The sequence below is a fragment of the bacterium genome (assembly GCA_021372535.1).
Taxonomy (GTDB): Bacteria; Latescibacterota; Latescibacteria; order Latescibacterales; family Latescibacteraceae; genus JAFGMP01.
The window spans coordinates 1-13,110 of the sequence record JAJFUH010000133.1 but is presented as its reverse complement, the minus strand read 5'-3'; the positions used below and the strand labels follow the sequence as shown (position 1 = coordinate 13,110).

Here is a 13,110-nt window from a genome sequence, read left to right as displayed (position 1 = left end):
GTTCCTGCCTCTGTGTCTCTATGCCTTAGCGTCTTGTTTTTTTATCTTTTTCACTTGTGCCTTATGCCTTATGCCTTGTGCCTTCCTTTATTTAAACTCCACGGTCTGTACGCCGGGTCTGATCTCCGCGCGGACTGACTTCGTGTCTTTGACGAGGGTGATTGTCTGACGTTCATCGCCCTCCCACCGTACGGGAAGACTGCCCTGCGCATCGGTCGCGCCCTGAAAGAGCGTTCTCCCCGCTCCGGGCAGGTCGCGGAACACATGCACCCACTGCACCGGACGGTTATCCCCGTCCATTACGGTTACCCTGCCCACGTGGCTTATAAGGGTTAACTCCAGAGAATTCCCGTCGATTTTGACAGCGTATTCTCCGGGGGGGATCGCGATGACCGTCCCGGCGCGGGTCTTTTCCACCTTGATCGACTTGCCCGAGATGGCAGCGCGGGTAAGCTTCCACGGCAGCTCGATCCTCCCGCCCTCGAGCATCGACAGTTTTCCCGAGGATGTACCGAAGCCGAAAGAGAGCGTGGCGGGGTGCTCGAACAGGAACCTGAGTCCACCAACCGTCGCGTCGACAGCATCGACAAGGAGGATATCGCCAGGGGTCACGGTGAAACGCTGACCGCTGTCGATGTCTTTTTCCCCGTCTTTTGCTACGGTAAACTTCACCGCGCCGGCATCGTATCTGAACAGGGCGAGGTTACCGGTCAGTCCCGAATGATTCCCGAGGAATATCCACCACACATCGTTTCCCTGGGTGATGAGCGCTTCACGCTCGGTTCCGCGGAGTATTTCGTCGGAAGGCGGGCTTCCGGTCACTCCCTTTTTACCGAGGCGGAGAACCGCGAAATAGTCGTCCGAGGGCGCGTGATGAACCTTTATCCAGCGGTACGGCCCGAAGCGGCTCCGTGTCGGGGGCACGTTGATGTTGTAGGTTCTGAGCGCCGATGCATGCACCTTCCAGTAATCCGAGTAATAGACGGGGATGTTCCGGGCACGGTCGGTGTTCGGCAGAATGGGATAGAGCGGCATCACCTTTGTGGTATCGGGAGGCCCGACCTGCCAGCCGTCCCAGTCCGCCGGGGTGATACGGTTCGGGCTGTTCCAGATGGGGCTGTCGTCCATGGTCACGGGGCGCCAGAGCTCGATGCCCTCACCCCAGAGCACCGACGTTCCTTCGCCCACCATGAGCGTCCGCGGGAAATATCCCGGCCCGGAGGTGTCGCCCGGCTTCCATCCCCACGCATACTGGTAAGCCCAGTAACAGACGCCGCCGTTCTCAACGTACTTCCAGAGCTTTTCGCGCCAGTCAATCATGTCGCGGTCGCGGACAAGCACGGCAAACTGACCGACCACAATACGGTCGAATCGCGACAGGTCGCCATCAAGCGCCCGGTAATCGAGGAGCTCGAAGCTGAACCCGAGCCGCCTGAGCACCGCCTCGGTCTGGCCGTCCGTCTCGATCAGGCCGATGTGTTCCGGCCTCTTCGGGTACGAGAGGATGTTTTCGAGGATTTTCCGCGCCCCTTCGTTATCGCTGTACAGCACCTGACGGGCGATATCGAGGGCGTTGAACACGAACATCCCCTTCCCGTAAGGACAGCTCAGCACCATGGGCCATTCGGCGCGGATGCTTTCGAGCGGCCAGCCGAGAGTGAAGTCGAGCGGTTCGTCCTGGAGGAAGTCGATGGTCATATCGACGCCGTCACGGTTGGTCAGGGATATGCGGTTGCCGGAGCTCGTGACCGTCTCTGCGGGAAGGTGAAGGTTCCACTGGAGCGGGTACGATGACCGTACCTGATCCCAGACAACGAGCACATCGGGTTTGAGAAAGAGAAGGTGCCGCACGTTGAACGGAGCGGGCAGGCCGACATCCCAGTTCTTCACCTCTCCCGCCGCATAGTCGAAACCGTGCGCGGAAACGAAGTTCGTGAGGCCGTCCGGGTAGTAATCTCGGACAAGGGATTCGTCGATACCGCCGTTCACCTCGACCGCCGGGCCGCCGTATTTATGCTCGGGAATGACAATCGACTCCCCGTCGCCGTCGAACGTGACCACGCTGTGGGAGAAATCCGTCTGGTCACGCATGCGCCGCGACCACACGTACGATGAGCATCCCCTTGTAAGCATGACGGGGTATCCGCGCCAGATGAGCGAAAAATCGCCGTGATTGGGCTGATGGTGCATGGTACGGTTCGAAGTGCCGTACTCCGGGCCGAAGGTTGCGAACAGGAAGGTCTCGTCCGGCTCGGCGAAACGGTCGCGGAAGATGACATACCCCAGGCCGGGCAGATAACTCGTGTATGCGGGCTTTACCGAAGCGATGCCGGGATCGGCAAAGAGGAGACTCTCCGGTGTAAGCGGGGAATCGAGATTCCGCCAGCACCACATCCACCGGCCGGTCTCGTCGGGGTCGCCGTCGTGATACCGCGGTGCAGCCCAGGCGAGAATCGCGCCCCTGTTCTCCCACCAGTTGGAATCGTCCGCGGCAAGCATGGTCGGCCTGTCCGGGCCCTTCATGCCGGGAGCGGGTATGCTTTCGGCGAAGAAACCGAGCATTTCTTTGAAACGCCCGTCCTGAAAAAAGTCGCGCTCGCCTGCATTTTTCAGCGCCGCAGCAAGCATGTACAATTCCTGGAGCACGCCGCCCATGTAACGTGGATTTTCCGCCCATGCGCCGCCGGGCCGTGAACCGAGGCTCAGGATACGCTCGAAATAATCGACCGTATAGCGCGTGTTTTCCGCCGCGCCCGGAGCATCCGGGAACACGAGCCCATAGAGGCCGACCGCGAGGAGACGGTGGACGTTCATGTTCGCGATGACCCAGTCCTCCATGTCCTCGGGAATGTAGTCGGTCTGGTAGATAAAGCCTTTCCCAAGATGATCGGCGCCATGGTTGCGGTAGTGAGTGATGCACCATGCCATGGTTTCCTTTATCTCACGGAGGTCATCCGCGGTGTAGACCCCGCTTTCCTTCGTCATGTCATAGGCGAGGAGGGTCGAGACGACCTGCCCGGGACTCCGGAGAATCCAGATATTGATCATGGTCGGGATATATGTCCGCAAATAGTCGAGATTTTCCTGGATGGATGCCCGCGTTTTTTCAGCATACCGCTTTTCGCCGGTGAGGAGATAGAGGATCGGAGCGGAATTGCCGCCGTCGCCGCGGGACAGGCTCTCGAAGTAGCTCTTGAGCGGCTCCCGGGTCATGCGAACCTTCGCCTGCTCGAGCTCTTGTGGGGTGATGAGAACCGAGGATGCAGACAGTGTCGCGTTCATGATACCAAAAATCAGGGCTATTACAGCGACAGTAATAGACCTGATAAAAGTTGATTCGGTGAAAATATCCTTCACTCTCATAGCACACCTCATACGGTAAACCCATCTGCACACAGTTTATCAGGCTTCATCTATTTTTACACCCGCTTTTCTGAGGATGTTCGCCGCAGTCCCGTAAAACACAGCCTGCCGGAGATGGTCGGCAACGCCGAGGGTATCGAGCAGAACCGTGTAATCGTTGACCACATCGTGCTCCTTTTCCGGCCCGACATCGGCGCCGAACACGATCTGTTCCCATGCGCTCGACCAGAAAGGCGAGCGGTATTCGGTTTTATCGCTCCACCAGAGCAGGTCGCCGATAAAGGACGGCCTCTTTTTCTTGAGGGTCGAGCCGGAGAGATCGAAGAACAGGTTGGGATTCCAGCGGGCGCTCATGGTCGCCTCCTCGAACCATGGATTTCCCAGATGCGCCCCGATGATGGTCAGTCCCCTGAACGAGCGGGCGATGGTGTCGAGATAGATGGGCCGCATGAAGTTGTTATCGACGCGCACACCCTCCGTTCCTTTTGAGGAAATGATGCCGAGGTGAAAGAGAATCGGAATCCCGAGCTTTTCCGCCCGCTTGTAATAGGGGTAGAACCGCTCGGAATGGTACGGTTCGGGCGGAAGGATGAATTTGAGCCCGGCAAAGCCCTGGTCGCGGAGCCTGTCGATACGGTCGGGCTCGACCGGTTCCCAGAGGTTGATGCCGCCGAATCCGACAGCGAGGTCGGGACGCCGTTTCATGGCGGCAAGCAGCGCGGAGTTTCTCGAATAGGGGACGCCTGGCCATTCGAGCCCCTGGAATACGATCTTCCTGATCCCCAGTTTTTCCGCTGCCTCCTCGTAGCCCGGCAGAACGCTCTCATCAGGTATGAGGTGATTGTGCATGTCGATTATCGGTCGTTTCATGGTTTCTCCCCGGTATAAATGTGGTTATATCTTTGAAATATTATTTATCATCGATCCCCCTCGGCTGCGCCGTTTCCCCCTTATAAAACAAAGGGGGATAAAAACACACGCAGACCACCGCACTCCATTAATAAGGGTAAAGCCGCAGTAAGTAAGGATTACAAACCATCGAAGATACTCCATAATCACAATTATAAATTTTTCTCTTTCAACTTAGTCACTTTGTCCCTCTGCTCCTCAGTTCCTTTGCCTCTTTGCTCCTTTGCTCCTATCACTTCGCCTCGCCGGTTTTCCAGTTCAGCGTCACAGTGCGGCCTCCGGCGGTGAATGTCCATGTATCGCCCTGCGCCCTGCATGTTACGGTCACCGGCTCACCGCCCGTTTTCGCCCATGAGAGTGCGACGGCGTTCCGCCACTGGCTCCCATGCTTCCGGAGCCGTACCGTGTACAGGGGTATTCCCTTCTCGTCGGGCTCCTTCGGCAGTGCGATGATGCTTTCCGCGCTGACATCAACGCCCTCGGAAACGAGGGGATCGAGACGGAGAACAGCCTGTTTACCATGCATGACGAAGGCGTTGCCCGAACAGCTTCCCTCCTGCTGCTCAGGGTGGAAACGGAGCTCGAGATCGTGCGCCATGTCAAGCGCGATATCGTCCGCAACGATGAGTACATCGGGTTTCAGGAAAAGGAGGTGACGGACGAAGCACCGGAGCCCGGCAGCTTTAGGATAGGCTTCCGCGACATCCCCGGTGATATGATCGAACCCGGGAGCGGACACCGCGCGGATAATACGCGGCCGAGCCTGAAAGCCATGCGGTTCCGCACCGTTGAATATCGGCCCGCCGCCGCCGAGCTGTTCGCCGCTGTCGATGAGGAGCGTATTATGGTAGCCCGTGAACTTGGCACGGTAGCCGTCATCGCGGATGAGCCATTCCCCGCAGGCGAACACCATGAAATTGCCCGTGTCCGGGTGCACGTGGTGCGCGGACGAGGGACAGTAGGTGAACTCACGGATCGCCGTATGACCGATATAGGGACCGCATTTGAAAAACACGAACGATTCATCGCCCGACCAGTCCGAGCGCGCCGTGACGAGATCGATGTCCGGGAAATGGCGGAGCGTCGGCAGACCATCGGGGGGTATCGCCTTCACCGAGGGATCGTACCAGAGAAGATTGAGCCACCGGGCTATGGGGTGCTCCGCATTCGCCCTGTCGAGCGCATCGGCCAGCCACTGTGCGTACCCGTCACGGTATTCATGGGCGAGGGCACGCAGCATGTAATCGGCGCCGTACCAGTCGTAGCGCGGGCTGTCGCCATAATCGACCGTCGTATTGCTGTAGCTCCAGGAGTTTTGGGGTAGCCCCATATAGAGGCGATACATTGCCGTTTTCCGCCACCATGGATGGTCATACATATCGTCGCCGGTAAGGTCGCGGGCGAGGTACATGAACTTGAGCATCCACTCGACGCCGTAGCTCCAGTATCCGGGCCCTTCGTGACTGGCGCCGTCATCGCCGAGCACCGCCATGGTGTGATGGTACCGGTCGAGGGTGTACGCCACCCAGCGCCCGGCTTCATCGTCCTCGTCGAAAATCGCGAGCCCGGCGGCGGCAATTCCGCAGGAGTTTATCCACAGGTGGTTCTGGAGGAACGCCTCGTCCCACTCGGGCCAGGGGTGGATGGCATATGCCGCGCTGTCCTTCACGATGATGCCTTTTGCCGCGACATCGAAGAGGTATGCCGATTTCTTTATGAGCGTTTCACGGATAGTCCGCCGTGTTTCGTCGTCAAGATCGCGCCAGCACCAGTCGTACACGAGCGCAAGCCCGAAAAGCTGGTGTCCGGTCGACAGGTCGGAGTTTTCGAACTCATAAAGGCCCCATGTCGGGTACCCGCAAGCGGCGAGCGCCCAGGTTCGGGCGCTGTCGAGGTATTTCCGCTCTCCGGTCAGCACATACGCAAGCGCGAGGAACGGCATGTTGTCCCCGACCGGGCGCATGTAGAGCTGCTCGGTGTTAGTCCACTCGGACTCGTCACGGTACTTCGGCGGCTCCTGCCTGGCAATTTTGTCCGCCTGTGCAATAAACTCCTTCCAGAGCGCCGCATGGGTGGTCTTTATCGCGGATTTCAGCTCGCCGATACGCTGTCCGGTGAGATAGAGCCTCGGATGCACTCCACGCATGCGTTCGAGCTCCGGCGGCACGGGCTTCAGGTAGTACTTTCCCTCGATGGAGAGGTGTTCTATCGGTTCGAGCGTGACGCCGTCGAGATACACATCGATCTCAGCCGAGGCGCTGTTCTGTTCCGGGAGCCGGTGTTCGCTTCCGAGCACAATCCTTCCCCGCTCCGTCCCGTAGGGCACGCGGAATTCTCCCGTAAGGCGCTGCCATGTCCCCATACGCGATGTGTCATACCGCGCGGTGAGAGCCTGACCGAGCCATGTACCCGGCTCCTGCGCTTCGAACACGCACTTTACGAACGGAAGCGGGGAATCCGTACCGGGATGGTCTATCCGTACCCACGCCGAAAGCCGGAAAAACTGCCGTGTTGTCATCGGGAGCGCCCCGGAGGAGGCATAGTCGGCAAGTCCTTTGCACGAACCGCACACCCGGAGGCTTGCCTTCCCCTGACCGTCCGCATTAACACCCTGCGCCCGCGATACCGTAATCATCTTCGCCGCCGGGCGCCATGAGAGCGTTCCCGATTCGAAATCCCATACGACCGGTTCGGCAGCACGGGCAGTGTGACAGATGGCCATGAACGCTGTCACCATCCCGATAATAGCGACACGTTGACGCCATAGTATCGTCATTGTGGCTTTTATATTTTTTTCGGTGCATACCACCCTGTGAACTGAAGGATTCCCTCGCGCAAGCATGCCGGAAAATATGACCATGGCTTTTCTCCTCCCTGTTTATGACCAATCATGTGAGACCGCATCTCTATGATACGCAAGATGAAGGTGGTATTCCAATAAAAACTGAGCGCAATCCGGAAAGGTACTCCTGATTTTTCAGCTTTTTCTTTCATGCCTGCGATATATATTGTAGATTCTAACAAAGGAATATAACATACTTGTCATTGATACATGATCCCCCCTGCCTTCCGGCATCCCCCCTTATTAAAGGGGGAACGGCTTTAAGGGCACTTTCATCCCCCTTTCTTTTGTAAGGGGGACACGGCGAAGCCGAGAGGGATCAATCATGTCAGCTAATTTAACCGGATAACCGGAAAACATCAAAAAATACTCAAATCAGCGTAAATCCGCGTTCTATCGAATCGTGTGAATCGATCGGGCGCTATTTTATCGTGGAGCTTTTCCATGAAGTTTTTTCCACATATCAGCCGCCGTGACTTTCTCAGAACGGGAACCGCGGCGACGGCAGCCGGAATCCTTACAGGAACCAGTGAAACCCGCGCCGCACAGACAGCCGGTTCCGAACCGGTTAGCTCCATACAGCCGGGTGTTTCGAAAAACAGGGTCATAGGCTGTTACTGCACCCTCGAGGAAATACTCGACTCTCCGAAATACATCGATGCCCTCCAGGCCAAACTCGGCGTCAACACCCTGTATTGCAGCCCCCCCATCAGGCTGCCCGACTGGCTCCTCAGGATGAATCCCATCGGTCCCGACCGCATCATGAACGCCCGAGGTCACACCGGGGACGATTCCGGAGTCCACAGAGCTGTCGAGGATACCCACAGTCGCGGCATGCAGTTCTATCTCTACTACACGGGCCACCATTACGGCGAAGAGAGCCGCCCGATCATATCCGAGACTTTCGACGGTGTCAAGTTCCTCGATCTCCCGCCGATAAAGTACTCGCTCGAATCCATGAAGACATCGTGCTTTGCAAAGCCCGCTGTCAGGGAGTACGAACCGGCGGTGTTCAGCTACGGCGCACGGACATACGGCGCGGACTCGATGTACGTATCGCACTACCGCTATGCGAGCCCGTCCTTCTGGACAAACCTGTTCGGGTGCGCATGCAGCTCCTGCCGTGAAGAAGCCGACCGGATGGGGTATGACTTCGAGGCAATGAAGAATTCGATGATGAAGCTCCGCCGCAGCCTCGAACGGCTCGACCGGAAAACGCTCGAACAGGCCGCCCGTTTCAGGATGACATTCACCGATTTTCTCGTGCTGTTGGGCGGCGACAACGGAGTCATCGACTGGCTCGTGTTCAGGTCGAAGGTGGTCGGCAGCGAGCTCAGGCGCATCCACGATGCTGTCCATACGGCGACGGCGGGCCAGTGCAGGTTCATGACCGACACCTTCAACGCCACGCAGGCGCTCTTTGTCGGGCACAACTGGGCGGATTTCTTCGACGGCGCATCGGACGCACTCCAGCCGCTCTCGTGGTGCGCGACACAGCACATCTCTGCGGTCGCCTCATGGGCGAACCAGCTCTGCGAATGGGTTCCCGGCCTCGAAGAATCCACCGCGCTCAAGCTCGTGACAACGTTCTTCGGGTATGACGGACTCGGGCTGCCGGACAAAAAGATCGCCGACCTTCGCATCGGCGAAGACATGTCGAAGCACGACACATACAGCAACGAAAAGGGGTCGTTTTACGGTTATTTCAATCCCGACCTCACCATCAGGCTCATGACCCACGAGTGGACACGTATGACGGCGATCAACCGCGGGAGATTGCCCGCCCATCCGGTCATCAAGGGTTTCGAGTGGCCCGAGCCGGTATGCCGTGAGCTCATGGCGCGCGCCCTCGACCTCGGGCTGAACGGTTATGTTTTCCAGCGGACGGACGTTCTCATCGATAAAAGCAGACTATAGGAGGGCTGTGAAAAAGTAAATTTTTCACGAGCCCAATAATGAAATGTATTGTTTCGGTGCTGTCAAGGGCTTGTAAACATGTCCCCGAATCATTAATCGGGGATCGGCACTTTGTGCCGACCCTTGACAGCGTATATCCACACGTACAGACTTTATCACAAGACTTATAGGAGAAAACAGCATGAACAGCATTTCGGATATCAGCCGCCGTGATTTCATCGCGCGGGGAACGGCAGCGGCGGCGGGAACCCTCCTCGCGGCACGGGATGGATGGCCGTCGCGAACCGGAGCTGCACCCTCGGCGCGTCCCTTTGTCACCGGCGTTCCCGGCAAAAAGCTCGTGGGGTGTTATTCTTCCGCAAGCGACATAATCAAAAACCCGAAATATATCGACGCCCTCCAGAAAAAACTCGGCGTCAACGTGCTCATCTGCGGCGAGGCGATAAAAATGCCCGACTGGCTCAAAAGCCTGAACCCGCTCGGCCCGGATCGTTACATGCACGCCGGTCAGACCGAGGACGATTCCCAGCTTATCCAGGCAATCGAGGAAACACACCGCCGGGGCATGGATTTCTGGCTCTATTTCTCCGGGCATCACTACGGCGAGGAAAGCCGCGCGATCATGGGCGAGACATTCGACGGCGTCAAGTTCATAGACCTTCCGCTCATCAAATACGCCCTTGCCCACTCGGAGTATACCGCCTGCTTCGAAAAACCCGCTGTCAAAGCATGGGAACAGGCGCTCTTCGGGTTTGCGGCTAAAACGTACGATGTCGATTCCATGTATGTCTCCCATTACCGGTATGCGACGCCCTCGTTCTGGTCAAACCTGTTCGGGTGCGGGTGCAGCTCATGCCAGCAGGCTGCCGGGGAGATGGGGTACGATTTCGGCCTGATGCGGGATTCGATGATGAAACTCCGGGCGCGCCTCGAACGTCTCGACCGTAAAACGCTCGAACAGGCGGCGAAATACAATCTCACATTCATGGATTTCATCTCGTTCCTCGGCGAGGACAACGGTGTCATGGACTGGCTCTATTTCAGGGCAAAGGTGGTCGGAAACGCGCTCAAGCGCATTCATGACGTCATCCATACCGAAACAAACCACCGGAGCGGCTTTGTCACCGATACGCACGGCGCCACCATGTCGCTCTTCGTGGGGCATAACTACGAGGACCTCATCAACGGCGCTTCGGACGCCCTCCATCCGCTTTCCTGGGCGCAGTGGCAGTTCATCAGCGTCGTTGCGGCATGGGCGAACCAGCTCTGCGAATGGGTTCCCGGCCTCGATGAATCGGTCGCGCTGAAGATTGTCACGGGCTTTTTCGGATGGCAGGATATCGGCCTGCCCGACAGGAAGATTTCCGACCTCGCCGTCGCCGAGGCCGCCCCGACGGACGGTACGTACAACGACCAGATGAAGAAGTTCTACGCAAACCTGGGCGACGACCGTCTCATCAGGCTCATGACCCATGAATGGACACGGATGGCCGCCATCGACAGCGGCAGGATACCCGCACACCCCGTCATCAAAGGTTACGAATGGCCCGAAAAGGTCTGCCGCGAGCTCATGGACCGCACCGCCGGGCTGGGGCTGACCGGCTATGTATTCCAGAGAACCGATGTGTTCATCGACCGTGAGAAACTGTAACATATATTGTGGTGTTTTGGAGGCGTATTCACACTTTTCCCATCGAGCGGCCGGTGAGAATTGACATTTTCACCGACCACCCGTAGAACTATGTGTTTTCCTGCATGTCAAGACCAGAACAAGTTGTTCTTCGGACGAGCCTTGACATACATTTTGCACGTGTAAACACGAAGTCGAAACAATACACAATGCGATAAACAAGGGGAAACGACCATGAAACGGAAAAAAACCATTCAGAGACGCGCGACGCTCAAGGGGCTCGGCTCGGCCGGTATTCTTTCGCTTCTCGGCTCAGGAAAAGCGCAGGGGCAGGAAAAACCGTCCCCGGCTCCGTCGAGATCGTCGGGTTCGCAGGATGCCCGCGAACAGATATTCAAACGGGTGACGGAGACCCCGTTCATCGACACGCACGAGCACCTCATGGAGGAAAAGGGCCGGATCAACGGGCATTCGGTATCATGGATAAAGAGCGACGACTGGAGCCTTGTGCTCGAACATTACCTCGATTCCGACCTGCTCACCGCCGGTATGCCCCAGAAGGTGTACGACCGGTTTTTCTCTCCCGATGTCGACCCGTCGGACAAGTGGAAAATCCTCGAACCCTACTGGTGGGCGGTCAAAAACACGGCGTACGGCCAGGCGGTCTGCATTGCCATGAAAGAGCTCTACGGTGTCGACGAGCTTTCGGCGAAAACGGTGGCAAAAGTCCAGGCCGGATACGAAAAAACAGTCCGCCCCGGATTCTACCGTCACATCCTCTGCGAGCTCGCTAACATCGAATCCTGCCAGGTCAACAGCCTCGAAGGGACGCCGTTCATGCGCACCGCCATGCCGACCCTGCTCATGCAGGATATCAGCATCGTGGGCATGTTCGCCGGGCCCGATTTCAGGCAGTTCGGCGAGCCCGCGGGCATCAGGGCGTCATCGCTTTCCGACTGGCACCGTGTGATCGACTGGTGGTTCGACACGTACGGAACCTACGCCGTGGCTGTGAAATCGCAGAACGCCTACAGCCGTGACATCGACTACGAAAAAGTCCCCGCCGACCGCGCGGAGCCGCTTTTCAGGAAAAAGCTCGAAAAACAACCGATGACAGCCGCCGAAACAAAGGCGCTCGAAGATCATCTCTTCTGGTACGCGGTCGAAAAGGCAACAAAAACCGGGCTTCCGGTGAAACTCCATACGGGATACTATGCCGGGCAGAACACCATGCCGCTCTCACGGCTCATCAACAACCCCGGTTCGGCCACAAACCTCTGCCTTGCCGCGCCGAAAACGAGATTTGTGTTCATGCACATCTGCTATCCCTACTACGAGGAGATGATCTCGATCGCCAAGCAGCACACGAACGCATACCTCGACATGTGCTGGGCATGGATTGTCAACCCGGTCGCATCGAAGGATTTCCTCAAGAAATACCTCGTGACCGCGCCCGCGAACAAGATACTCACCTTCGGCGGGGATTATGTTCCGGTGGAGCCGGTCCTCGGACACGCCGTCATCGCGCGGAAGGGCATAGCACTTGCTCTCGCCGAGCTTGTCGAGGAAGGATGGATGAGTCTCGACGATGCTCTCGGGCTTGTCGAACCCATTATGAACGGCAACGCACGGCGCATTTTCAACCTCGCGGAGAAGGAAAAAGCGCTCAAGACGGTGAAATGGGGATGACGGTGGAACAGGGACAGGACGGGGCCTGTCCTCTATCGTTACCGGCATTGACACATTTTCCGCATGCACCTCCCCCAGAAAACTTTGAACCGGGATTTTCATGATTAGCAGGATGACCGCGATTAAAAAAATCCGGGTAATCCATTAATCCAGGCAATCCAGGTTCCGGGTATTTGTCCTTAGATGAATCCCCCTGGCGGCATCAACACATCTGCCTCCCGCACTTCCCCCAAAAAACTTTGAACCATGATTTTCATGATTTGCCGGATGACCACGATTAAAAATCCGGGTAATCCCTTAATCCCGGCAATCCGGGTTCCAGGTTTTTGTCCTTAGATGAATCCCTATGCGGCATCAACATATCTGCCTCCCGCACCTCCCCCAAAAAACTTTGAACCATGATTTTCATGATTTACAGGATGACCACGATTTAAAAAAATCCGGGTAATCCATTAATCCAGGTAATCCAGGTTCCGGGTATTTGTCTTTAGATGATTCCCTATGCGGCATCAACTCATCTTCCACCCGCACCTCCCCCAAAAAAACTTTGAACCATGATTTTCATGATTAGCAGGATGACCACGATTTAAAATCCGGGTAATCCCTTTCATCCCGGTAATCCGGGTTCCGGGTATTTGTCTTTAGATGAATCCCTATGCGGCATCAACACATCTGCCTCCCGCACCTCCCCCAAAAAATCTGAACCGGGATTTTCACGATTAGCAGGATGACCACGATTAAAAAAATCCGGGTAATCCCT

Annotated in this window: 6 protein-coding genes; 3 read left to right on the top strand and 3 right to left on the bottom strand. The window is 57.0% G+C overall.

Annotated features, from left to right (window positions below):
• Positions 1 to 87: 87 nt before the first annotated feature.
• The 3 genes from LLG96_12195 to LLG96_12185 form a co-directional block, all read right to left on the bottom strand.
• A complete protein-coding gene (locus tag LLG96_12195; protein MCE5250971.1) occupies positions 88 to 3,363 on the bottom strand; it encodes a hypothetical protein in 3,276 nt (1,091 codons plus the stop codon).
• A gap of 39 nt (positions 3,364 to 3,402) precedes the next feature.
• The gene (locus tag LLG96_12190; GenBank protein MCE5250970.1) at positions 3,403 to 4,233 is read right to left on the bottom strand and encodes an amidohydrolase family protein; all 831 of its coding nucleotides are present in this window, start codon (positions 4,231 to 4,233) and stop codon (positions 3,403 to 3,405) included.
• 271 nt (positions 4,234 to 4,504) lie between these two features.
• Positions 4,505 to 7,132: a DUF4962 domain-containing protein gene (locus LLG96_12185; GenBank protein MCE5250969.1), complete on the bottom strand. Its 2,628-nt coding sequence runs from the start codon at positions 7,130 to 7,132 to the stop codon at positions 4,505 to 4,507.
• 426 nt (positions 7,133 to 7,558) lie between these two features.
• Here LLG96_12185 and LLG96_12180 point away from each other — a divergent pair, with 426 nt between their 5' ends.
• The 3 genes from LLG96_12180 (at position 7,559) to LLG96_12170 (ending at position 12,350) form a co-directional block, all read left to right on the top strand.
• Positions 7,559 to 9,031 carry a twin-arginine translocation signal domain-containing protein gene (locus tag LLG96_12180; protein MCE5250968.1) on the top strand — a complete coding sequence of 491 codons (1,473 nt, stop codon included), beginning with the start codon at positions 7,559 to 7,561 and terminating at the stop codon, positions 9,029 to 9,031.
• Between the two features lie 181 nt (positions 9,032 to 9,212).
• Complete coding sequence (locus LLG96_12175; GenBank protein ID MCE5250967.1) at positions 9,213 to 10,682, top strand: hypothetical protein; 1,470 nt, start codon at positions 9,213 to 9,215, stop codon at positions 10,680 to 10,682.
• Positions 10,683 to 10,895: 213 nt separating this feature from the next.
• Positions 10,896 to 12,350 carry an amidohydrolase gene (locus LLG96_12170; protein MCE5250966.1) on the top strand — a complete coding sequence of 485 codons (1,455 nt, stop codon included), beginning with the start codon at positions 10,896 to 10,898 and terminating at the stop codon, positions 12,348 to 12,350.
• Positions 12,351 to 13,110 lie beyond the last annotated feature (760 nt).